At 65.7% G+C, this 23,332-nt stretch carries 22 protein-coding genes; 12 read left to right on the forward strand and 10 right to left on the reverse strand.

Annotated features, from left to right (window positions below):
- Positions 1-88: 88 nt before the first annotated feature.
- The gene (locus IPM80_16680; protein MBK8960002.1) at positions 89-1,801 is read right to left on the reverse strand and encodes an amidohydrolase family protein; all 1,713 of its coding nucleotides are present in this window, start codon (positions 1,799-1,801) and stop codon (positions 89-91) included.
- A gap of 230 nt (positions 1,802-2,031) precedes the next feature.
- Here IPM80_16680 and IPM80_16685 point away from each other — a divergent pair, with 230 nt between their 5' ends.
- A complete protein-coding gene (locus tag IPM80_16685; protein MBK8960003.1) occupies positions 2,032-2,964 on the forward strand; it encodes a LysR family transcriptional regulator in 933 nt (310 codons plus the stop codon).
- A gap of 125 nt (positions 2,965-3,089) precedes the next feature.
- Here the strand turns inward: IPM80_16685 and oxc are convergent, their stop codons facing one another.
- Positions 3,090-4,739: an oxalyl-CoA decarboxylase gene (gene oxc / locus IPM80_16690; protein ID MBK8960004.1), complete on the reverse strand. Its 1,650-nt coding sequence runs from the start codon at positions 4,737-4,739 to the stop codon at positions 3,090-3,092.
- Between the two features lie 236 nt (positions 4,740-4,975).
- Between oxc and IPM80_16695 the strand changes: the two genes are divergently transcribed.
- From IPM80_16695 to IPM80_16705, 3 genes are read left to right on the forward strand one after another with little or no spacing between them, the layout of a single operon-like run.
- A complete protein-coding gene (locus tag IPM80_16695; protein ID MBK8960005.1) occupies positions 4,976-5,743 on the forward strand; it encodes a hypothetical protein in 768 nt (255 codons plus the stop codon).
- Positions 5,730-6,338: a cytochrome c oxidase subunit 3 family protein gene (locus IPM80_16700; protein MBK8960006.1), complete on the forward strand. Its 609-nt coding sequence runs from the start codon at positions 5,730-5,732 to the stop codon at positions 6,336-6,338. The genes IPM80_16695 and IPM80_16700 overlap by 14 nt, the downstream gene beginning before the upstream one ends.
- Complete coding sequence (locus tag IPM80_16705; GenBank protein MBK8960007.1) at positions 6,335-6,604, forward strand: cytochrome C oxidase subunit IV family protein; 270 nt, start codon at positions 6,335-6,337, stop codon at positions 6,602-6,604. The genes IPM80_16700 and IPM80_16705 overlap by 4 nt, the downstream gene beginning before the upstream one ends.
- 71 nt (positions 6,605-6,675) lie before the next feature.
- Here IPM80_16705 and IPM80_16710 read toward each other — a convergent pair whose 3' ends face one another.
- Positions 6,676-7,263, reverse strand: a complete 588-nt coding sequence (locus IPM80_16710; protein ID MBK8960008.1) for a hypothetical protein — start codon at positions 7,261-7,263, stop codon at positions 6,676-6,678.
- Between IPM80_16710 and IPM80_16715 the strand changes: the two genes are divergently transcribed.
- The 4 genes from IPM80_16715 (at position 7,250) to IPM80_16730 (ending at position 9,808) form a co-directional block, all read left to right on the forward strand.
- Positions 7,250-7,372, forward strand: a complete 123-nt coding sequence (locus IPM80_16715; protein MBK8960009.1) for a hypothetical protein — start codon at positions 7,250-7,252, stop codon at positions 7,370-7,372. The genes IPM80_16710 and IPM80_16715 overlap by 14 nt on opposite strands.
- A 60-nt stretch (positions 7,373-7,432) precedes the next feature.
- Positions 7,433-8,512, forward strand: a complete 1,080-nt coding sequence (locus tag IPM80_16720; protein ID MBK8960010.1) for an LLM class flavin-dependent oxidoreductase — start codon at positions 7,433-7,435, stop codon at positions 8,510-8,512.
- Positions 8,513-8,578: 66 nt separating this feature from the next.
- Positions 8,579-8,959 carry a Co2+/Mg2+ efflux protein ApaG gene (gene apaG / locus IPM80_16725; GenBank protein MBK8960011.1) on the forward strand — a complete coding sequence of 127 codons (381 nt, stop codon included), beginning with the start codon at positions 8,579-8,581 and terminating at the stop codon, positions 8,957-8,959.
- Between the two features lie 12 nt (positions 8,960-8,971).
- Complete coding sequence (locus IPM80_16730; GenBank protein MBK8960012.1) at positions 8,972-9,808, forward strand: symmetrical bis(5'-nucleosyl)-tetraphosphatase; 837 nt, start codon at positions 8,972-8,974, stop codon at positions 9,806-9,808.
- Here the strand turns inward: IPM80_16730 and folA are convergent.
- The 3 genes from folA to IPM80_16745 are packed head-to-tail and all read right to left on the reverse strand — an operon-like array spanning position 9,777 to position 11,896.
- On the reverse strand, positions 9,777-10,289 hold the full coding sequence (folA, locus tag IPM80_16735; protein MBK8960013.1) for a type 3 dihydrofolate reductase: 513 nt from the start codon (positions 10,287-10,289) through the stop codon (positions 9,777-9,779). The two genes, IPM80_16730 and folA, sit on opposite strands and share 32 nt — an antisense overlap.
- Before the next feature lie 16 nt (positions 10,290-10,305).
- Positions 10,306-11,100, reverse strand: coding sequence for a thymidylate synthase (locus IPM80_16740; protein ID MBK8960014.1), 795 nt, complete (start codon positions 11,098-11,100; stop codon positions 10,306-10,308).
- Positions 11,101-11,107: 7 nt separating this feature from the next.
- On the reverse strand, positions 11,108-11,896 hold the full coding sequence (locus IPM80_16745) for a prolipoprotein diacylglyceryl transferase (protein MBK8960015.1): 789 nt from the start codon (positions 11,894-11,896) through the stop codon (positions 11,108-11,110).
- A 117-nt stretch (positions 11,897-12,013) separates the two neighbouring features.
- Here IPM80_16745 and IPM80_16750 point away from each other — a divergent pair, with 117 nt between their 5' ends.
- A complete protein-coding gene (locus IPM80_16750) occupies positions 12,014-14,014 on the forward strand; it encodes a thioredoxin domain-containing protein (protein ID MBK8960016.1) in 2,001 nt (666 codons plus the stop codon).
- Between the two features lie 25 nt (positions 14,015-14,039).
- Here IPM80_16750 and IPM80_16755 read toward each other — a convergent pair whose 3' ends face one another.
- Positions 14,040-14,978, reverse strand: coding sequence for a carbohydrate kinase family protein (locus IPM80_16755; protein MBK8960017.1), 939 nt, complete (start codon positions 14,976-14,978; stop codon positions 14,040-14,042).
- 89 nt (positions 14,979-15,067) lie between these two features.
- Here IPM80_16755 and IPM80_16760 point away from each other — a divergent pair, with 89 nt between their 5' ends.
- Positions 15,068-15,697 carry a hypothetical protein gene (locus IPM80_16760; GenBank protein MBK8960018.1) on the forward strand — a complete coding sequence of 210 codons (630 nt, stop codon included), beginning with the start codon at positions 15,068-15,070 and terminating at the stop codon, positions 15,695-15,697.
- Between the two features lie 13 nt (positions 15,698-15,710).
- On the opposite strand, the gene uvrA is transcribed toward IPM80_16760, so the two are convergent.
- Complete coding sequence (uvrA, locus tag IPM80_16765) at positions 15,711-18,572, reverse strand: excinuclease ABC subunit UvrA (protein MBK8960019.1); 2,862 nt, start codon at positions 18,570-18,572, stop codon at positions 15,711-15,713.
- Between the two features lie 104 nt (positions 18,573-18,676).
- Here uvrA and IPM80_16770 point away from each other — a divergent pair, with 104 nt between their 5' ends.
- Positions 18,677-19,867 (forward strand): MFS transporter, encoded by a 1,191-nt coding sequence (locus IPM80_16770; protein MBK8960020.1) that lies wholly within the window; start codon positions 18,677-18,679, stop codon positions 19,865-19,867.
- A gap of 82 nt (positions 19,868-19,949) precedes the next feature.
- Positions 19,950-20,441: a single-stranded DNA-binding protein gene (ssb, locus tag IPM80_16775; GenBank protein ID MBK8960021.1), complete on the forward strand. Its 492-nt coding sequence runs from the start codon at positions 19,950-19,952 to the stop codon at positions 20,439-20,441.
- A gap of 123 nt (positions 20,442-20,564) precedes the next feature.
- On the opposite strand, the gene pyk is transcribed toward ssb, so the two are convergent.
- The gene (gene pyk, locus IPM80_16780; protein ID MBK8960022.1) at positions 20,565-22,016 is read right to left on the reverse strand and encodes a pyruvate kinase; all 1,452 of its coding nucleotides are present in this window, start codon (positions 22,014-22,016) and stop codon (positions 20,565-20,567) included.
- Positions 22,017-22,093: 77 nt separating this feature from the next.
- The coding region (gene lon, locus IPM80_16785) for an endopeptidase La (GenBank protein ID MBK8960023.1) at positions 22,094-23,332 on the reverse strand (1,239 nt) is incomplete at its 5' end.

Raw genomic sequence — 23,332 nt, forward strand, 5'->3', positions numbered from 1 at the left:
CGCGCCCGACAATCGTCGAACACGCTCCCCCCTCTCCCCGGCGGCGGCACGCGAAAGGTGCCGCCTCCTTACCAGGCCTCTCCTCGCCTCAAGCGTGACCGTGACGCAGCAGTTTGCCCGGCGTGGCGCCGGTGCATTCGCCGTCACGGAAGGTGACGTCGCCGTTGACCATGATGTACCGATAACCTTCGGCCTTCTGGATACGGCGCCATTCGCCGCCCGGGAAATCGTGGGCGATTTCCGAGGGCGTGCATTGCAATGCATCGTAGTCGTAGATCACGACGTCGGCCGGCCGGCCTTCGGCCAGCACGCCGCGATCGAGGAAGCCCGCCATGCGCGCCGGCAGGCATGACAGGCGGTAATGCGCTTCCTCGAGTCCGAGGATGTTCTTGTCGCGCACGAAGTCGGTGATGAACTCGGTGGTGTAACGGCCGATGGTCACGAACTTGGTATGCGCGCCGCCGTCGGACACGCCGGGCACGGTGTATTCGCTGCTGAAGATCTCGCGGTTGAGCTCGACGTCGGTGTTGAACGGCGGCGTGAAGATCTCGGTACGCAGGTCCTCGTCCACCACGATGTCGAGCAGGCAGTCGATGGGATGACGGCTCTGGGCGGCGCCGATGGCCTCGAGCGTCATGCCTTCCCACTGCTTGTTGCCGGGCTTGAAGGTCTTGTGCACCACGAAGTTCTTGATCGGGCCCGTCACCACCGGCATGCGACCGTGGTCGTAATCTTCACGCAGGTTGGCGCGGATCTGCGGGTCCTGCATCTTGGCCTTGCGCGTCGGCACGTCGCCGAGCGTCACGTTGCGCCAATCGTCCTGACCGTCGAGCAGGTTGAAGTCCTCGAAGGTCATGGTCTGTTCGTTGCCGACGTTGATGGCCTGCAGCCACACCTGGTTGCCCTTGGCCTGGGCCTTCTCCGCCCATTGCAGCAGGCGACGGCTCTGGCGCGGATGGTAGTTGTTGGCCGACACCACGTTGAACAGCACCGGGCAGCCCGACACCTCCGCGAGTTTCTCGACGAACACCAGGTCTTCGTAGATGTCTTCACGCGCCTGCGTGATCTGGATATGGCCGTTACCGCGCTTCTTCAGCACCTCGGCGAATTTAAGGCAGGTCTCGTTGCTCATCATGTCGGTGACCATCGGCGTGCCGTCGTAGTCACGCTGCACCGAGGTGAAACCATCACCGAGCTTCTGCACCGACCAGCCCGGCGCACCGGCATCCATGCCGACGTTGATGAGGCGGCACATCTCTTCCATCTCGGCGTCGGTGGGTTCGCGCGACTTCGCTTCCTCGAGGCCCATCACCCAGATCATGAGCGGGCCCAGCGGCACGTAGGACAGCACGTTGACGCCCTTGGGCATGCGCGCCAGCGAGTCCATCCATTCCGGGAAAGTCACCCAGTCCCACAGCATGCCCTGCTTCATGGAGTCGTAGGGAATGGCTTCGACGCGCGACATCGACAGCATCACGCGATCGCGATTGGCGGGCGCGACCGGCGCAAAACCGAAGCCGCAGTTGCCGAGTACCAGCGAGGTGACGCCGTGCCAGCCGGACAGCGTGCAATAGGGATCCCACTGGATCTGCGCGTCGTAGTGAGTGTGGAGATCGATGAAGCCGGGCGCGACGATGAGGCCCTTGGCGTCGATCACCTGCTTGGCGTCCCCGGCGGCCAAGGGCGTGCGCGAGATCGCCACCACCTTGCCGTCGCGAATACCGATGTCGCCATTGAAACGCGGCGCGCGCGTACCGTCGATGATGGTGCCGTTCTGGATCAGGGTATCGAATTGGGCCATGGTCTCCTCTCCTCTCGAAGGTTTGCGTTGGGCCGCCAGGCGGCTGCGGAGCGGTCGGCGGCAGGCGCTCGTGTGAGCGTCGTGAGGTCCTGTGCGGGACGACATCGCCGTGGCGGGAGAGTCTGGCACCAAAGATTGCCGTTCGTAAAACCGGATAATAGACTCGATACGTTCGGCTATTCGGTCAAACCAGATCCAGGTCAAGTCATTGGCCCGCGCGGAGCACCGCCATGAATCACCGCGAAGAGCTCGAGGCCCTGACCGAGCTCGCCTATGCCGGCAACATGCGCCGCGCCGCCGAGGCGCTCGGCATCTCGCAATCGACCCTGAGCGATGTCATCACGCGGCTCGAAAGCGCCTACGGCGCGCCGCTGTTCGAACGCGACCGGCGCGGTTCACACCCGACGGTGTACGGGCGCGTTGTCATCGACGCCGCCGCCCAGGCGCTGCGCCTGATGGACGAGGCGCACCGCGAGATCGGCCTCATCAAGGGCTCGGCCATTGGTCGCCTCGCGATCGGCGCCGAAGCCGGCCTCATCGAGCCCTACCTGACCGAGGCCATCGTCAGCGGCATGCGCCGCTACCCCAGCCTGCGCTTTCGCCTGCAGGCGCAGGATTCGAGTTCACTCGCCCAGGAACTGCGTGACAAGCGCATCGATTTCTTTTTCGGCGTACGCCCCGACGTACCCACCGCCGGGCTCGAGCTGCGCGAGATCGGCATGATCCACGCCCAGCCCTTCGTGCGGCCCGGCCATCCCCTCGCCAGCGGCGGCCCCCACGGCCTCGCGCGCATCATGGTCTACCCCATCGTGCAGGGCCCCGGTCCACGCTGGTTCATACGTCGCATCGGCGAGGAGTTGCGTAACGAAGTCGGGCCCGAGGCGCGGCGCGACGCGGCCGTCATCGTCAACGATTTCGGCGTGGTGCGCGCCATCGTGCGCGAGACCGACGCGGTGGGCTTCGCCACCAGCGCCTTGCTGCACGCGGAAGTGTCGAGCGGCGCCTTCGTGCCGCTGCGCCTGCCGCCGGCGCAGGCGCGCCTGTTGGTGTTGCCGATGTTGATCGGGACCTTGGTCGATCGTGCCCTGCCACCGGCGGCGCTGGAGCTGATCGCGGACCTGGAAGCAGTGGTGAAACGCTACGGCGAATTGGAAGACTTGTAGGTGCGTGTGCGTCGTCGATTCATTGTGGGTCAGACTTCAGTCTGACATTCACAGCGTGCAGCCCCATCGAGGTCGTCGACCCAATGTCAGACTGAAGTCTGACCCACAAAAATTTTCCGCGCGGTCTAGCGCGTCAACCAATCGAACTTCTGCGGCTTGCGTGTCGACTGCGGATTGATCATCACGTTGATCAAGGTCGGCATGCTTTCCTGCGCGGCATCGCGCAACGCGTTGCGCAAGTCTTCCGGCGTGTTGACGAAGAAGCCGCGCCCGCCGAACGCTTCGATGACCTTGTCGTAACGAGCGTTGGGCGTGTAGGTATAGGGCGGGATCGGATCGCGCAGCTCCGTTTCGCCCGAGCCGATGCCGTTGTTGTTGACGACGATGAACGTGATCGGCAGCCGGTAGCGGCAAGCGGTTTCGACTTCCATGCCGCTGAAGCCGAAAGCGGAATCGCCCTCGATGCAGAACACGCGCTTGTCCGCATGGGTGACGGCGGCCGCGATGGCGAAACCCGGGCCGACGCCCATGGTGCCGAAAGTGCCGGCGTCCAGGCGCTGACGGGGCGCGAAGTTGGGCATCATGCTGCGGCCGATGTCCATGGTGTTGGCGCCTTCGCTGACAATGATGGCGTCGCGCGGCAGCTGCGCGCGGATCTCGCCGAACACGCGGTAGTAGCCCATGGGCAAGGAATCGTCGCGGGTCATGGCGGCGACCTGGGCATCGTTGTCGGCAATCTTGGCGCGCAGCGCCGTCCACCACTCGCTGTCGGCGGCGAAGCGCCACGGCGACGCGCCAAGCGCGTCGTTCATCTGCGCCATCACCGCCTGCGCGTCACCGACCAGCCCCACCTCGGCGGGCACGTTGGTGCCGATCTCTTCCGCGGCGATGTCGAGCTGCACCACGCGCACATCGCGCGCGAAGCGCGGCGGCAGGCCGAAGTGCATGATCCAGTTCAAGCGCGCGCCGATGAGAAAAATCACGTCGGCCTCCTGCAATGCCAGCGAGCGCGCCGGCGCCACCGACAGCGCGTGGTCATCGGGCACCACGCCCTTGCCCATCGGCGCGGCCAGGAACGGCAGGCGCGCGGCTTCGATGAAGGCACGCACCTCTTGTTCGGCGCGCGCATAGGCCGCGCCCTTGCCGACGATCACCAAGGGCCGCTTGGCCGAACGCAGCGCCGCCACCGCGCGTTCCACCTCGCGCGGATCGGCCAGCGACCTGGCCGGCGCCGTCGCGCACGGCGGCCACTGCAGGCGCTCCTCCTCGCACCGATCGGCGATGATGTCGTTGGGCAGATCGAGATACACCGCACCCGGACGTCCGGCCATCGAAGTCCGAACGCATTTCTCGACATAAGCCGGCACGCGCGCCAGGCAATCGGGGCGGGTGCTGAGCTTGACGAAAGGTCGCGCCGCTTCGAGCTGCGGCGCTTCCTGGAAGGCGCCCTGCTCGCGCTGGTAGGAATCCGGCGCGCCGCTCACCAGCAGCATCGGCCAGCAGTTGGCCCACGCATTGGAGAGTCCGGCCACGGCGTGCACCATGCCCGGCCCCGACACGGTCATGCACACGCCGGGGCGGCCGCTCATGAACCCCACCGCGCCGGCTGCGTAGCTGGCCGACTGCTCGTTGCGAAAGCCGTAGAAATTCAAGCCTTCGCGTTGCACGACCTGGGCGAGGTCGACGATGGGAAAACCCATCACGCCGAAGATGTGCTCGACCCCCTGGCGCTTCAGGCTGCGCGCGATGATGGCCGTGCCGTCGAGTTGTGCCATGGTCCTTAGCTCCCCTGTGCTGGTGTCCGGCCAGTGTAGCGTCGTGCCGCGAGCGCCGGTGACGGTGTCCGATCAAGGATCGCGGCGCCGGCCGTCGCGGAAAGCTTGCACGGTTATGGTAAGCATGCTTACCATTTGCTCGTCGGGCCGCCATCGGCAGGCCCAGGCACACCCGGCGCCGTGACCAGGCAGAGTCCGCGCGCCGCCTACGTATCATTGTCGGGGGAGCAAACGAAATGCTAGAGCGCCTGAAATACCTGCGCCTGTTGGCGTGGTGCGGTCCGGTCTTCCTGTTGGTGTTCATCGTGTTCTGGGGCCTCATGGGCCACAACATTCCGCCCTTCCAGCCCGACGTGCCGGCCAAGGTCATCGGCGACTACTTCCGCGAGGATGCCAACATCATCCGCCTCGGCATGAGCATGGCGATGAGCTTCACGGTGCTGTATTTCCTGTGGGGCCTGTCGATAGGCAAGGTCATCGAGTACGGCATCGAGAAGGACAACAACATTCTCTCCACCTGCGCGGTGTGGGGCGCGGGTCTGACGGTGGTGCCGATCATGGTGTCGTGCGTGTTCTGGCTGGCCGGCGCTTATCGTCCCGAGGCGCTGGACGACTCCATCCTGCAATTGCTCTACGACACCGCGTGGCTGCTGATCGACATGGGCTACATGGTCACCACCGTGCAGATGGTGGCGATGGGCGTGGCGTTCCTGAAAGACCAGCGAGCCGTGCCGCTGGTGCCGAAGTGGTTGGCCTGGTACGGCATCTGGGTCGGCTTCAGCTTCGTCGCCGAAGTGTTCATGCCGTTCTTCAAGAGCGGCATCTTCGCGCGCAGCGGCACGCTCAATTTCTGGGTCGAGTTCTTCCTGTGGTTCTTCTGGATCGTGTTCGTGACCACCTACCTGTTCTCCGCCATCAAGCGTCTGGAGGCGGAAGCGCGCGGTGAAACCGCCAAGGCCGGCGATGCCGCCGCAGTCGGAAAGGCCGTAGGTGCATCCGCCTGACTCCACGCTTGCGACCACCAACGACGCCACCGGTCAGCGCAGGCTGGCCGGTGACGAAGGCGTGTGGTTCTTCATCAGCGCGGACATCACGCTGTTCGCGTTGCTGTTCGGCCTGTTCATGGTCGAACGCGGCAAGGCAGTGGCGCTGTTCGAGCAATCGCGCCAGCTGCTGGACCCACGCCTCGGCGTCCTCAACACCCTCATATTGCTGACCAGCTCGTGGCTGGTGGCGCTGGCGGTGCACTGCGCGCGTGACGGCCAGCGGGCGGCGGTGCAGCGTTACCTGGCGCTCGGCATGCTGGTCGGCGCGGGTTTCGCGGTCAGCAAGATTTTCGAGTACTGGCACAAGATCGCGGCCGGCATCACCATGCTCAGCAACGATTTCTTCATGTTCTATTTCGCGCTCACCGGCCTGCATTTCCTGCACTTCGTGGTCGGCATGGCGGTGCTGGCGGTATGCCTGGCCAAGAGCCGGCAGGATGCGCTGGACGCGCGCTTCGTGGTGTGGATTGAATCGAGCGGCTGCTACTGGCACATGGTCGACTTGTTGTGGATCGTGCTGTTCCCCATGCTTTACCTGCTGCACGCGCCATGACGGCCTTACTGTCCCTGCCCATGACGCGCGCGTGGCTGGCCTTGATCGCCGCCACCTTGGCGGTGTTCGCGCTGGTCGAAAACGACGCGCCCGCGCGCGGCGCCACCGTCGCCATCATCCTGATCGCGGCCTTCAAGGTGCGCCTGGTATTCCTGCACTTCATGGAGCTTTCGAGCGGCGCCATGCCGTGGCGGCTGGTGGCCGAAGCGTGGGTGGCGGCGGTCACCCTGATCATCCTCGGCGCCTACCTGTTCGCGACCGTGTAAACGCGAATTCATTCGCGCATGGAACGACGCTTCGGTCTGCGTCCGAATCCCCTGTGCGAATGAATTCACACCTACGGGTTTACCTCGTCCACGGCAATGGAAGAGATGAAGTCGCGTAACTCGGCGTCCGTCGCTTGCTCACCTTGCGCCGCATCGGAAGCGATGATGGTGAAACTCAGGTGGCCCGCCACCAGCGTGTAAACCGTGGTGCGGTTGAGACCGTCGGCCTCCTTGCCGGCGCGTACCTTCACCACCACCCGCGCGCCGGGCAGCGTCGCGATGGGCAGTGTCGCGATGGGCTCGATGACCTCCAGCGCGTTGTGCGAATCGCGCTGCACTTCGGACAACTTGGCCTCCAGCAATTTTTCCGGGGCAAGCTCGTCATCCGACTTGTGCGCGAACACGTTGACACCAATCAGCGGATTGAGCCCGCCCTTGTCGGCCGGGTACTTGGTGGTCACGAACAGCGGCACGCCATGCTGCTCGCGAATCGCGTTGGCGAGACCGCTGGCACTGAAGTGGATGACCCGCGCATGCGGGATCACCGGCGTGTCGGTGTGATAGTTCCAGCCGGCCGGCTGCACGAAGCTGATGCCGCCGATGTCGCGCGACAGCGCAATGTTGTTCACGTACAGGTTGAAGGCGATGGCGGCCGGCACGATCAGCAGCAGCGCGATACGTATCCTCGTCTGCGGTGCGCGCAATTGCAGTCGCGGCCTCAATTTTTCGGGCATGGGTCGTTCGGCAATCACCGGTGACGCCGCTTGACCCTCCGCCTTCGATGACAAACGATGCAGGGCACGGCTATCACCATCGAGGGGAAAGAACATGAAATTCGGCGCCATGATCGGCACGCACATCAACGACTGGCAGCTCATCAAGCTGGCCGAGGATCTCGGCTACGACCACGGCTGGGTGCCCGACTCCCAGATGATCTGGTCGGACTGTTACGCGGTGCTGGCGCTGGCGGCGGTCAATACCTCGCGCATCAAGATCGGCACGGGCGTGTCCATCGCGCCGACCCGCATCGCGCCGGTCACCGCCCATTCCATCGCCAGCATCGCGGCGCTGGCGCCGGGCCGCGTGTTCCTGGGACTCGGCACCGGCCATACCGCCATGCGCGTGATGGGCATGAAGCCGATGAAGCCCAAACCGTTCCGCGAGTACCTGCGCGTGGTGCGCGGCCTCTTGGCCGGCGATGAAGTCGAGTACAGCTTGAACGGCGAAACGCGCGATATCCGCTTCCTGCACCTCGAGCGCAAGTTCATCGACATCAGCCAGGCGATCCCGATCTGGGTGGCGGCCAATGGCCCGGGCGCGCTGCGCGCGGCGGGCGCCTACGGCGACGGGCGCATCTCGGCGCTCAACGAGCCGCCGGCATTGGTGCATGAGAGCTACGAATTGATGCGCGCCGGCGCTGCCGAGGTCAAGCGGGTGTTTCCGGCCGATTTCCACAGCGCCGCGCTGACCAGCGCGGTGGTGCTGGGCCCGGGCGAAAAACTCACCAGCCCACGCGTCATCGACCAATGCGGCTCACAGGTGGCGGCCGCCCTCCACTACTGCTACGAGAACTGGAAATTGTCGGGCGACGATTCGGCGCTGCCGCCGGCGGTGCGCAACGTGTGGGACGAGTACTGCGACTACGTCGGCAAGATGTCGATGCCCGAGCACAAGCGCTATCTGCAGATCCATGAAGGGCATTGCTCGTGGCTGGTGCCGGAGGAACGGCGCTTCATCACGCCGGAAGCCATCGAGACCTGGATCCTGGCCGGTGAGCCCGAACAGATCATCGCGCGACTCAGGGCTGCCGAAGCGGCGGGCCTGCGCGAGATCACCTTGCTGCCGCCCATGGATCACGCGCGCCGCGTGTTTCGCGATTTCGCCACCCACGTCATCGCGCGCTATTGAGGCCCCGTCGCCGTTACAATGGCGCCAGGCGCGTGATGCCCGGCGCCATAGTCACGGAACCAGCGCATGAACGAGACCCGATACGACATACGTGTCAGCGCCCAAAGCACGTATCTCGAAGAGCAGTCGGAGCCGGCGGCCAATCGTTACGCCTTCGCCTACACCATCACCATCGCCAACACCGGCACGGTGGCGGCGCAGTTGCGGAGCCGCCACTGGCTCATCACCGATGCCAACGGCCGCGTGCAGGAAGTGCATGGCGATGGCGTGGTCGGCCAGCAGCCCTTGATTGAACCGGGCACGGCCTTTCAGTACACCAGCGGCGCGGTGCTCGAGACGCCGATCGGCAGCATGAGCGGCAGCTACCAGATGCAGGCCAGCGACGGTGAGCAGTTCAAGGCCGTCATTCCGATCTTCCGTCTGGCCATGCCGCGCATCCTGAACTGAGACGGCAAGGCCGTGGCCACTTACGCGATTGGCGATATACAGGGCTGTCACCGCGAGTTCCAGGCGCTGCTCGAGCAAATCGATTTCAACCGTACGCGTGATCGGCTGTGGCTGGTCGGCGACCTGGTCAACCGCGGGCCGCAATCGGCGGCGGTGCTGCGCAGCGTGATGACGCTCGGCGAGCGCGCGGTGACAGTGCTCGGCAATCACGACCTGCATCTGCTGGCCTGCGCCCACGTGGCGGGCGCCAAGCCACGCCGGCGCGACACCCTCGACGACATTCTCGACGCGCCGGACCGGGAAACGATGCTGGACTGGCTGCGCCGCCAGCCGCTGCTCCACCACGACGCGACGCTCGGTTACACGCTGGTGCACGCCGGCCTGCCGCCGTGCTGGGATCTCGCCACCGCCATGGCCTGCGCGCGCGAAGTGGAAGGCGCCCTACAGGGCGATGACTTTCGCGATTTCCTCGCGCACATGTACGGCGATGAGCCCGCGCACTGGCATGCCTCGCTACGCGGTCATGCGCGTCTGCGCTACATCACCAATGCCCTGACGCGCATTCGCCATTGCCATGCCGACGGCGGTATCGATCTCGAGGACAAGAGCGAACCGAGCGCGGCCGGCCATCTCGTACCGTGGTTTCGCATGCCGGCGCGCGCCAATCGCGACCTGCGCATCGTGTTCGGCCACTGGTCGACGCTGCGCCTGCCGCGCGACGAATGGCCGGCGTTGCACGTCTACCCGCTCGACACCGGCGCGGTATGGGGTGGCAAGCTCACCGCCATGCGCCTCGAGGACGGTGCCTTGTTCGAGGTCAATTCGACGACGGCGGCGCCGTTCGACTGATCCGCTCCAGCACGCGGAAGGTCCAGGCGTACTCGTTGCGCGCGTCGGCGACATGCGCCTCGCTCGCCACTTCGCGCCATTGCCCACGCTCGAACGCCGGAAAGAACACGTCGCCGGTCGGCGCCGCGTCGACCTCGGTGAGATACAGGCGCTCGGCGCGCGGCAAGGCTTCGGCGTACAGTGCCGCGCCGCCGACTATCATCACTTCCTCGACATCGGCCAGCGCCGCCAGCGCGGCGTCCAGGGTTGCGAACACTTCACAACCGGCGGCCGCATGATTCGCGGCGCGCGACAGCACGATGTTGCGACGACCCGGCAAGGGCCGACCGATGGATTCATGGGTGCGTCGCCCCATCACGATGGGCTTGCCCATGGTGATGGCGCGAAAACGCTGCAGGTCGGCCGGCAGATGCCAGGGCAGGCCACCGTCGCGACCGATGACGCCGTTACGCGCCATCGCCACCACCAGCGCCAGCTTCACGTGCGCGATGCCGCCATCACACCGCGACCGGCGCGGCGATGTGGGGATGACATTGGTAGTCTTCGAGCACGAAATCCTCGCGCTTGAAATCGAAGATCGAACGCACCGCCGGGTTCAGCACCATGCGCGGCGCGGGATAGGGCGTGCGCGTCAGCTGCAGGTCGGTCTGTTCGAGGTGATTGAGATAGATGTGCGCGTCGCCCAGCGTGTGCACGAAATCGCCGGGCTCGAGCGAACACACCTGCGCGATCATCATGGTCAACAAGGAATAGGACGCGATGTTGAATGGCACGCCCAGGAAGATGTCGGCGCTGCGCTGGTACATCTGGCAGGACAGGCGTCCGTCCGCCACATAGAACTGGAACATCGTGTGGCAGGGCGCGAGCGCCATGCGCGGAATGTCGGCGACGTTCCATGCGCTCACCACCAGCCGCCGCGAGTCGGGCGTGCGACGGATGGCCTCGATGACTTCCGTGATCTGGTCGATGCTGCCGCCGTCGGCGCGCGGCCACGAGCGCCATTGCACACCGTAGACCGGCCCGAGCTCGCCGTCGGCGTCCGCCCATTCATCCCAGATCGACACGCCATGGTCCTTCAGGTAGGCAATGTTCGATTCGCCGCGCAGGAACCAGATCAGTTCGTGGATGATGGAATTCAAATGCAGCTTCTTGGTGGTCAGGAGCGGAAAGCCCTGCGCGAGATCGAAACGCATCTGGTGGCCAAACACGCTCAAGGTGCCGGTGCCAGTGCGATCGCTTTTGCGCACGCCGTGGTCGCGCACGTGACGGAGGAGATCGAGATAGGTCTGCATGGCGGCCTTACCCTTTGCGATTGCTCACCGCCACCAGCATTACGACGCCGATGATGAACATCGGCGCCGACAGCAGTTGGCCCATGGTCAACCAGTTGAATGCCAGGTAGCCGATGTGCGCATCCGGCTCGCGCACGAACTCGACGGCAAAGCGGAACACCGCGTAGAGCATGAAGAACCACGCCATCAGCGTGCCATGGGCGCGCGGCTTGCGCGCGATTACGTTCAGGATCACGAACAGCACCAGGCCTTCGAGAAAAGCCTCGTAGAGCTGGGTCGGATGGCGCGCCACTCCGCCGGCGGCGGGATGGGTGAACAGCACGCCCCACGGCTGGGTGGTGGCCGCGCCCCATAGCTCCTGGTTGATGAAGTTGGCGATGCGCCCGAGGCCGAGACCGATAGGCACCACCGGCACGAGGAAATCCGCCACCTCGAGAAAACTGCGCTGGTTGGCACGCGCGAACCACGCCAGCGCCAGCGACATGCCGACGGCGCCGCCGTGGAAGGACATGCCGCCGCGCCACACCGCCAGTATCGACAGTGGTTCAGACAGGTAGCTGTGCAGGTTGTAGAACAGGATGTAGCCGATGCGACCGCCGAGCACGCCACCGAGGGCCGCGTAGAACACCAGATCCGCCACCTGGTCGCGGGTCCAGCGTCCGTTGCCGCGGCCGGCACGGTCGTGCAGCAAGCCCCAGCCGAGGCCGATGCCGACGATGTAGGACAGGCCGTACCAGTGCACGGCCACCGGACCGAGTTTGAAGGCAACGGGATCGATGGGGGGAAACGGAATCATGGCCAGGAACGTCACAGCAACCGGCCGCCATTATGCACTGTTCAAGGCGTCGGGAGAGGCACGGGCGCCGCTCGACGTGGTAGCGTTGCGGCCCCATTCCGAGTCCGACATCACCCCATGAACCGCCTGCGCGACGCCACCAGTCCCTACCTTTTGCAACACGCCGACAACCCGGTGGACTGGTACCCGTGGGGTGCGGAAGCATTGGCGCGGGCACGCAGCGAGAACAAGCCCATTCTCCTGTCGATAGGCTACTCGGCATGCCACTGGTGCCATGTCATGGCCCATGAGTCCTTCGAAGACGGCGCCATCGCCGCGCAGATGAATCGCCTGTTCATCAACATCAAGGTCGACCGCGAGGAGCGCCCAGACCTCGACAAGATCTACCAGGCCGCCCATCGGCTGCTGACCCAGGCCAACGGCGGCTGGCCGCTGACCATGTTCCTGACACCCGACGACCAAGTGCCCTACTTCGGCGGCACCTATTTCCCCAACACGCCGCGCCATGGGCGGCCAGGCTTCGCCGAGGTGCTGGAGCGCGTGGCGCAGGCCTATCGCGAGCATGGCGCGCGCATGGCCGAATTCAGTACCAACATGCGCGCCGCACTCGGCGCGGAGCTCGGCGGCGCGGACGACGTCGCCGCCGGCTTCGAACCGGCGCTGATGGCGCGCGCCGTCATGCAGTTGACGCAGGCCTTCGATGCGCGCCACGGCGGCTTCGGCGGCGCGCCCAAGTTTCTGCACCCGGAGGCGCTGGCCTTGCTCGAGACCGACCACCCGGGGCTGGTCGCGTTCAGCCTGCGCGCGATGGCCGCCGGCGGCCTCATGGACCAGGTAGGCGGCGGCTTTTTTCGCTATTCGACCGACGCGCACTGGAGCATCCCGCATTTCGAGAAAATGCTTTACGACAACGCCGCGCTGCTCGCGCTCTATGCGCGGGTCGGCGCCAAGCGCGACCTGGACGACCTCAAATCCGTTGCGTGCGACATCGGCGCATGGCTGGTAGCCGACATGCAGGATGCCGCGGGTGGATTTCATTCCAGCGTCGATGCCGATGCGGCGGGCGAGGAAGGCAGCTATTACGTGTGGACACGCGAGCAAGTCGAGGCCGTGCTGGGCGCCGGGCATGCCGCCTTCGCCGCGCAGTACGGCTTGGACGGCGCGGCTAATTTTGAAGGCCGCTGGCACCTGCGTCGGCCGTCGCCCGCCCGCGACCAGCCGCTGCCGCCGCCCTCCGCGCCCACGCGGGCCCAGCTCGCCAAGCTCCGCGCCGCGCGTGGCGCGCGCGTGGCGCCGGCGCACGACGACAAGATCCTGACCGCCTGGAACGCGCTCACCATCGGTGCCTTGGCCAGCGCCGGGCGCCTGCTGTCGCGGCCCGATTTCATCAGCGCCGCGGAACGCGCCCTCGACTTCGTCATCGCCCACCACTGGCGCGCGGGCCGACTGCTCGCCACCAGCCGACACGGCGTGGCGAGCGTGCCGGCCTATCTCGACGATCATGGCTTCCTGTTGTCCGCCACGCTCGAACTGCTGGCGTGTCGCTGGCGGCGCAGCGATCTGGACTTCGCGGTGGCGCTCGCCGATTTGCTGCTCGACGAATTCGAAGACCGCGAACGCGGAGGTTTCTATTTCACCGCGCGCGATCACGAAACGCTGCTGGTACGCGTGCGCAGCTTCAATGACGACGCGCTGCCGTCCGGCAACGTGGTGACGGCCGATGCGCTGCTGGAGCTCGCGCAGTTGATCGGCGACGCGCGCTACCAGGTGGCCGCCGAGCGCACGCTGACAGCTGCCATGCATGCCGCCCAGGCCGCGCCGCAGGCCCATGCCAGCGCGCTCGCCGCGAACCATCGCCACGCAGGCGCGCCACCCCACGTGCTGCTGCGCGGCGACGACTCCGACCAGGTGGCCCATTGGCGTGCCCGACTCGCGCCACACGCGGGCGCCGAGCTGAGTTGCTACGCGATCCCCGGCGCTGAGCGCGCACTGCCCGGTTTGCTGGACGCGCGCGCGGCGCAGGAAGGCGCCGCCGTCACGGCTTACGTGTGCCGCGCCAGCCGCTGCAGCGCGCCGCTCACCACGCTGGATGACTGCCTGCGCGCGCTGGTTTCATGAACCGTGCGCGGGGCGCTTGCGACGCCTACCAGTCGAGCTTGGCGCCGAACTCGGTGACGTAACGCGCCGCGAATTCGTCGCGCGTGAAGTAATGGTTCTGGGTGCCGGCGTGGGCAATCTTGATGGCGCCGAGCAGCGACGCGATGCGACCGGTGGTTTCCCACGGCAGCTTGTTGACCAGGCCGTACAACAGGCCGGCGCGATAGGCATCGCCACAGCCGGTCGGATCGGTGAGGCTGGCGGGCTTGGCGCAGGGGATGTCGATACGTCCGCCGCGCGTGTAGATGTTGGAGCCTTCGCCGCCGCGCGTGACGATACAGGCCTGCACGCGCTCGGCGATCGCCTCGGGCGACAGCCCGGTGCGCTCCTGCATGAGCTCCGATTCGTAATCATTGACCGTCACCCAGGTGGCGATGTCGATGAACGCTTTCAGATCGTCGCCGTCGAACATCGGCATGCCCTGGCCCGGATCGAAGATGAAGGGAATGCCGGCCTCGTGCATCTGGCGCGCGTGTGCGAGCATGCCGTCCCGACCGTCGGGCGCGATGATGCCGAGCTCGACCGCGCCGGCGTCGGCAACCTTGTTGCTCGCCGAGTAGTTCATGGCGCCGGGATGAAAGGCGGTGATCTGGTTGTCGTCCAGGTCGGTGGTGATGAAGGCCTGCGCGGTCAGTGATTGATCGATGGTGGTGATGCAGCGGGTTTCCATGCCCTGCCCTTTCAACCAGCTCGCGTAGGGCGCGAAGTCGACACCGACCGTGCCCATGATCAGGGGCGCGCCACCGAGCAGCTTGAGATTGTAGGCGATGTTGCCGGCGCAGCCGCCAAACTCGCGGCGCAGCTCGGGCACCAGGAAGGAAACGTTCAGGATGTGGATCTTGTCGGGCAGGATGTGGTTCTTGAACCGGTCCTGGAACACCATGATGTTATCGAACGCGAGCGAGCCGCAGATCAGAACGGACATTCAACTGCTACCTGTGAAGTCGGGGATGGCCGGCATGATACTCGATTCGTTTCGGCCTCGCCGAAAGCACGCGGTCTGAGGCACCGCGCATGTTGCCGTTGTCGCCGTCGACAGGAATGCTCGAACTCATGCTGGTGCTGGTGGCGGGCGTCAGCTTCGAGCTGTGGCTGGCGCGGCTGGTGGCGACGCGCCCCATGCTCACGCGCCTGTGGCTCGGCCTCGGCGCGCCGCTGCTGCGCGGCGCGATGATCGTGGGCGCGGTGCTCGTCGCCTACCCGGCCCTGTTCGGCTTTCGCGCCGCCCCCACGCTCGCCACCCTCATGCACGAAACGGCCGCACACGGCGGCCTGTGGCTTATCGCCTTGTGCGCGGCGCGCCTGCTGGTGCCGCTGCCGCTGTCCGGTTCGCGCACCGGACTCATCGACGCACTGCAAGGCGTGGGCGCGGCTGCGCTGTTGTTCGTGGGATTTTCCAGGCATGTCGGCGCCTTGAGCGCCAGCCCGTGGCCGGGCGCGCTGGGCGCCATGGCGCTGTTCGGCCTGTGTTGGCTGCTGCCGGCGCTCGCCGCCGGGCTCGGCCAGGATGTGGGCGCACGGCTCGATGCCCGTCGCGGCGCGCGCGGCCTCGAACAGTGGCTGGGCCAGGCCATGGGCATGGTCGCCGTGGCGCCCGTCGTGATGCTCTACGGCTACCTGCTCGGCACGCAGCTCGCGATGTAGGCGCGGCGCCGCTTCAGGCCGATGCGCGCGTCGCCGGTACCGGCCGCGCCAACACCTCGGCGAGAAAGCGGCCGGTATGGGAACGCGGCTCGGCCGCCACCTGTTCCGGCGTGCCGACCGCGATGATCTCGCCGCCACCGGTGCCGCCCTCGGGACCGAGATCGATGATCCAGTCGGCGGTCTTGATGACATCGAGATTGTGCTCGATCACGACCACCGTGTTGCCGTGGTCGCGCAAGCGATGCAAGACTTTCAGCAACTGCTCGATGTCGTAGAAATGCAGGCCGGTGGTCGGCTCGTCGAGGATGTACAGGGTCTTGCCGGTGTCGCGCTTGGACAGCTCGCGCGACAGCTTCACGCGCTGCGCTTCGCCGCCGGACAAGGTGGTGGCGTTCTGCCCGATGCGCACATAGGTCAAGCCCACTTCGGTCAAGGTCTGCAGCTTGCTGGCAATGGTCGGCACCGCTTCGAAAAACAGCCGCGCTTCCTCGACGGTCATGTCCAGCACGTCGCTGATGGTGCGACCCTTGTACAGGATTTCGAGCGTCTCGCGGTTGTAACGCTTGCCCTTGCACATGTCGCAGGGCACGTAGACGTCGGGCAGGAAATGCATCTCGACCTTGATCACGCCGTCGCCCTGGCAGGCTTCGCAACGTCCGCCCTTGACGTTGAAGGAGAAGCGTCCCGGCTCGTAGCCGCGGGAGCGCGCCTCGGGCACGCCCGCGAACAATTCACGAATGGGCGTGAACAGGCCGGTGTAGGTGGCGGGATTGGAGCGCGGTGTGCGGCCGATGGGACTCTGGTCGATGTCGACCACCTTGTCGAAATGTTCGAGACCGACGACGGCGTCGTGTTCGGCGGGGCTGACCGTGGCGCCGTTCAGATCGCGCGCAGTGACCGCGAACAAGGTGTCGTTGACCAGCGTCGACTTGCCGGAGCCCGACACGCCGGTCACGCAGGTCATGAGTCCGACCGGAATATCGGCACTGACGCCCTTCAGGTTGTTGCCGCGCGCGCCCTTGATGCTGAGCATGCGCTTCGGATCGGGCTTGAGGCGAAGATGGGGAATGACGATGCCACGCCGTCCCGAAAGGTATTGGCCGGTCAAGGATTCCGCACTCGAGCACACGTCGGCGGGCGTGCCCTGCGCCACCACCTGGCCGCCGTGCACACCGGCGCCCGGGCCCATGTCGACCACGTGGTCGGCCGCCATGATCGCTTCTTCGTCGTGTTCGACCACGATCACGGTGTTGCCGAGATCGCGCAGGTGCACGAGCGTCGACAACAGGCGCTGGTTGTCTCGTTGATGCAAACCGATGGACGGCTCGTCGAGGATGTACATCACGCCGACCAGGCCCGCGCCTATCTGGCTGGCAAGGCGGATGCGCTGCGCCTCACCGCCGGACAAGGTATCGGCGCTGCGGTCTAGAGTCAGGTAATCGAGACCGACGTTGACCAGGAACTGCAGGCGCAGTTTGACTTCCTTGACGATTTTCTCGGCAATCTCGCCACGTTTGCCCGGCAGGCTCAGGCGATCGAAGAACGCATGGGTGGCGCCGATCGCCATGCTGGTGACATGGGCGAGATTGTGTTCGCGCACGAACACGTTGCGCGCGGCGCGATTCAAACGCGTGCCGGAACATTCCGGGCAGGCTTTCGAGCCCTGGTAGCGCGCCAGCTCCTCGCGCACCATGTTCGAATCGGTCTCGCGGTAGCGCCGTTCCATGTTGGGCAAGACGCCTTCGAAGGCGTGCTTCTTCTTGTAGGCCTTGCCGCCCGCCTTGAAATAAGTGAATTCGATTTCGGCCTCGCCGCTGCCGTGCAGGATCACCTGGCGGATGTCGGCCGGTATGTCGTTGAACGGCGTATCGATGTCGAAGGCGTAGTGTTTCGCCAGCGCGCTGATGAGTTGGAAGTAATAGGCGTTGCGGCGGTCCCAGCCGCGGATGGCGCCGGCCGGCAGGCTGATGTCCGGGCGCTGCACGATGCGCTGTTCATCGAAGAACTGCACCACGCCGAGACCGTCGCAGGCCGTGCAGGCGCCCACCGGGTTGTTGAACGAGAACAGCCGCGGCTCGAGTTCGCTGATCGAATAACCGCACACCTTGCAGGCGAATCGCGACGAGAACACCAGTTCCGCGCCGGCGCCCGCCTGCTCGCCCTCCATGGGCACCACGCGCGCCACGCCTTCGCCGAGTTCGAGCGCCGATTCGAAGGACTCGGCGAGGCGCTGCTTGAGATCTTCGCGCACGCGGAAGCGGTCGATGACCACGTCGATGTCGTGCTTCTTGCGCAGCGCCAGCACTGGCGGTTGATCCAGCATCACCACTTCGCCATCGACCACCGCGCGCAGGTAACCGAGACGCGCGAGATGCTCGAACACCTGGTGATGTTCGCCTTTGCGGCCGCGCACCACCGGCGCCAGCAGCATCCAGCGCGAATCGGCCGGCAGCGCCAGCACCTGGTCGACCATCTGCGAAACGGTCTGGGCTTCGAGGATCTCGGCGTGGTCCGGGCAACGCGGTTCGCCGACGCGCGCAAACAGCAGGCGCAGGTAGTCGTAGATTTCAGTGATGGTGCCGACCGTCGAGCGCGGGTTGTGGGAAGTCGACTTCTGCTCGATGGAAATGGCCGGCGACAGGCCTTCGATGTGGTCGATGTCGGGCTTTTCCATCATCGACAGGAACTGCCGCGCGTAGGCCGACAGCGATTCGACGTAGCGGCGCTGGCCTTCGGCGTAAATGGTGTCGAAGGCCAGCGAGGATTTGCCCGAGCCCGACAGGCCTGTGATCACGATCAGCTTGTCGCGCGGCAGGTCGATATCGATGTTCTTGAGATTGTGCGTGCGTGCGCCGCGAAGATGAATCGTATCCATGGACTACTGTGGACTTCCCAAGGCGTGCGGCTGCGACTGGCGCCGACAAAGATCAAACGATTACTATACGGCGTTTTTTCACCAGCGCTCAATTCGTTTACATCGTGTCAGCCAGCACCGCCTTCACAGCTTCCGAACGCCATGCGACCTTCGCCCTGGCCGGCGTGTTCTTCCTGCGCATGCTGGGGTTGTTCATGCTGGTGCCGGTGCTCGCCTTGTACGCCAATCAACTGGCCGGCGCGACGCCCTTCATGGTCGGCCTGACGCTCGGCATATACGGCCTGACCCAGGCCTGCTTCCAGATCCCCTTCGGCACCCTGTCCGACCGCATCGGGCGCAAGCCGGTGATCGCCCTTGGCCTGGTGATCTTTACCCTGGGCTCGGCCATCGCGGCCTTCGCGCATCACATCCTGCCGGTGCTGATTGGGCGCGCGGTGCAGGGCACCGGCGCGGTGTCGGGCGCGACCCTCGCGCTGGCCGCGGACCTGACCCGCGAATCGCAGCGGACCAAGGTCATGGCCATCATCGGTGTCAGCATCGGCATCGCGTTTTCGGTGGCCTTCGTGCTGGGCCCGATGATCGACGGCGCGGTCGGCCTCAATGGTTTGTTCATCGCTTCCGGCGTGGTTGGGGCGCTGGCCCTGCCGGTGTTGTTCTACCTGGTACCGACGCCCGCGGCGCAGGTGCGCCGCGCGACGCCGATTTCGTGGGCGGCGGTGAGTGCCCCACAATTGCGCGTGCTGTATTTCGGCGTGCTGGCCCTGCACCTGGTGCTGGCGGCCAGCTTCGTCGCGATTCCGGTCGATTTGCGTGAAGGCCTGGGCCTGCCCACCGCGCGCCATCACACCGTCTACCTGCCGGTGCTACTGGTGTCGATCGCGTTGGTGGCGCCGCTCATCCGTCTGTCGATGCGGCCCGGTTGGCTGATGAAGGTCTCCTGTTCGGCCATCGCGCTGCTCGGCGTGGCCGAAGTGCTGCTGTGGCTGACCTGGCACCAGCGGCTCGGCACCTATGTCGCGCTGACGGTGTTCTTCACCGCCTTCAATTTCCTTGAATCTTCTCTGCCCAGCCTCATTTCGAGGGTGGCACCGCCGGCCTACAAGGGCACGGCGCTGGGCGCCTACGCGACCTTCCAGTTCCTCGGCATGTTCATCGGCGGCACACTCGGCGGCTTCGTCGCCGGCCGCTTCGGTTTCGCCGGGGTACCGGCGCTGTGCGCGGGCCTGTGCCTGGTATGGCTGGTGGCGGCCCTGCGCGCGCCGCGTGCGGCACTCGACAGCGCGCCGCAGGACTGACGTCGCCTGCCGGCTTGGGTAGAATCCCGGCCTTACACCGACCACGGACGGTCGCATCAACCCCCTGAAGGAGCAAACACCCATGGCACGTGGCCTCAACAAAGTCATGCTGATCGGCAATCTCGGCGCCGACCCCGAAGTGCGCTACACCGCCGGCGGTTCCGCCGTCGCCAATGTGCGCCTGGCAACCGCCGACACCTGGCGCGACAAGGACAGCGGTGAAACCCAGGAACGCACCGAGTGGCACCGCGTGGTATTCTTCAACCGCCTCGCTGAGATCGTCGAGCAGTACGTCAAGAAGGGTTCGCAGATCTACGTCGAAGGCCGCATCCAGACCCGCAAATGGCAGGACAAGGACGGCAACGAGAAATTCAGCACCGAAATCGTCGCGAGCGACATGCAGATGCTCGGCGGCCGCAGTGGCGGCGGCGGTGGTGGTCCGGCGGCGGGCGGCGAGCGCGGTGGCTCGAGCTACGGTGGTGGTAGTGGCGGTGGTGGCGGCAGTCGCGGCGACAGCGCACCGCGCGGCCAGGCCGAGCCGCCGATGGACTTCGACGACGATATTCCGTTCTGAGATGTCCCTCTTCGTAGGTGCGAATTCATTCGCACATTGAGCCCCATCAAGCAGCTTTCAGCCGGGCTCTAATGTGCGAATGAATTCGCACCTACAGAGCATTCGATTACACCTGTAGCCAACTCACACTTGCAACACCGTCATCGACGGTGAATTGATGGCCGGGTCGGCATTGAAGCCACGCACCATCACCACGTAACCGCCGTCCTTCGCCAAGCCCAGTTCCCGCGCCACGCGCCGCGCGATCTGATTGGGATTCTCGGCGCCCACGCTTGCCACGTAGTGGGGAATCATGCCCCACATGAGACTCATGCGGCGGCAGGTCTGTTGATCGCAGGAAATGGCCACCACCGGCGCCGCCGGTCGCGCCGCGCTGATGGTGGCGGCAGTCATGCCGTGCATGGAGATCACCATCACCGCCCGCGCACGCAGGTCGGTGACGAGGCGCGCGGTGGCGTCGGCGATGGCATCACCAAAGGGCATGGGCACGGAGGTCGGCGCGTGGCTGCCCGGGAACGCGAGCCCGGCATGCCAGTAATAGGCTTCGGTCTGACGCGCGACGCGGTCCATCATCTGCACCGCCGCGACCGGGAACTTGCCGACCGCCGATTCGCCCGACAACATCACCGCATCGGCGCCGCTCGCGACCGCGAACGAAACGTCGGAAACCTCGGCGCGCGTCGGCCGCGCGTTGGTGATCATCGACTCCAGCATCTGCGTCGCGACGATGACCGGCTTGTTCAACTGGCGGGCGCGGGTGATGAGTTGGGTCTGCGCCAAGGGCACCTGCTCGGGATTGAGTTCGACACCAAGATCGCCACGCGCCACCATGATGCCGTCGGCACGCGCGATGATGTCTTCGCTGTTGATGAGCGCTTCGGGCTTTTCAATCTTGGCGATGATGCCGGCCTTGGATTCGGCGGCGTCGACGATGGCGCGTAACGAACTGATGTCGTCGCCGTTACGCACGAACGACAGGGCGATGAAATCGACGCCCGCCGCCAGCGCAAACACCGCATCGGCGCGGTCCTTGTCGGTGAGGGACGGCGCCGACACCGCCGTACCCGGCAGGTTGATGCCCTTGTGATCGCCGACCGGGCCGCCCGCCACCACCACGCACTCGACGTTCTGGCCGCGCACCGCCTCCACCCGCAGTTCGACCGCGCCGTCGTTCAACAGGATGCGGTTGCCGGGTGCGACATCGCCCGGCAGCGCCGCGTACTGCGAGGGAATTAGCTCGGCATCGCCGAGCACGTCGGCGGTGGTCACCGTCACGCGCTTGCCGGCAACGAGCTCGACACTGCCGTCGCGAAACTTGCCGGTGCGAATCTTGGGCCCGCACAGATCGGCGAGGATGGCGGTAGGCGTGCCGAGACGCTGCGCCACCTGGCGAATCATCGCGATGGCGGCGCCGTGCGCGGCATGACTGCCATGCGATAGGTTGATGCGGAAGACATTGACGCCGGCTTCGATGAGGGCCGCGATGGCATCCTCCGAGCTCGAAGCCGGCCCGACGGTGGCGACTATCTTGGTGCGACGATGAATCAGCAGTGAGGGCTCGGTTACGATCGACATTGCGGCCTCGTCACGGTGGATTTGGGCGAGTATCGCACAAAGCCCGCTCGCTACCGCGTCTCCGCACCGTGCGCCATTCAGCCGAACGCGATGGCCGCCACCTCGCTGAAGTTCTCCACGAAGTGGAAGCGCAGGCCTTCGGGGATATAGGCCGGCAACTCGTCGAACTCGCCGCGCACCGCCGCCGGCAGGATGATTTCCTTAAGCCCCGCGCGGCGCGCCGCGATGATCTTTTCCCGTATGCCGCCCACCGCCAGCACGCGCCCGGTCAAGGTCAGTTCGCCGGTCATGGCCAGCGGCCTTTTCATGCGCCGCCCGAGTGCGAGCGACAACAGCGCGGTGGCCATGGTGACGCCGGCGCTCGGACCGTCCTTGGGCGTGGCGCCTTCGGGCACGTGCAAGTGCACGAAGGCCTCGTCGAAGAATTCCCGACTGGCGCGGAACTCGGTGAGGTGCGACGCGATATAGCTGTAGGCGATCTCGGCCGACTCGCGCATCACTTCGCCCAGCTGTCCGGTCAATTTGAAACCGCGATGCTTGCTATGCACGAGCGTCGCCTCGATGTCGAGCGTCGCGCCGCCGAGCGCCGTCCAGGCAAGACCGGTGACGATGCCGATGCCACGCTCCGGCACCTGCTTGCGAAACAGCGGCGCGCCCAGGAAGCTTTCGAGATTCTTCGGCGTGACCGCCACCTCGTGACGAGGATCGCGCACCACGGCCAAGGCCGCCTTGCGCGCGATGCGTCCCAGCTGCTTGTCGAGATTGCGCACGCCCGCCTCGCGCGCGTAGTTCTCGGCGATGGCCTTGATGGCGCCGGCGTTGATGCGCACCTGGCGTGCGCCGAGACCTGCCTTGGCGCGCTGTTTCGGCCACAGGTAGCGGCTGCCGATCGCGACTTTTTCGGCAGTCAAATAGCCCGCCAGACGGATCACTTCCATGCGGTCCAGCAGTGGGCCCGGGATCGAATCGAGCTGATTGGCCGTGCACACGAACAGCACCTTCGACAGGTCGAAGCGCACGTCGAGGTAATGATCGAGGAAGCCGACGTTCTGCTCGGGGTCCAGCACTTCGAGCAGCGCCGAGGCCGGGTCGCCCTGGTAGGACGCGCCTATCTTGTCGACCTCGTCCAGCAACACCACCGGGTTGGCGACGCCGGTATCACGCAAGGCCTGGATGAACTTGCCCGGCATGGCGCCAATGTAGGTACGACGATGGCCTTTGATCTCGGCTTCGTCGCGCATGCCACCGACACTGAAGCGGAAGAACTTGCGGCCGAGCGCATCGGCGATCGAATGCCCGATGGAAGTCTTGCCGAC

Source organism: Pseudomonadota bacterium (assembly GCA_016719885.1).
In the GTDB taxonomy this organism is placed as follows: domain Bacteria; phylum Pseudomonadota; class Gammaproteobacteria.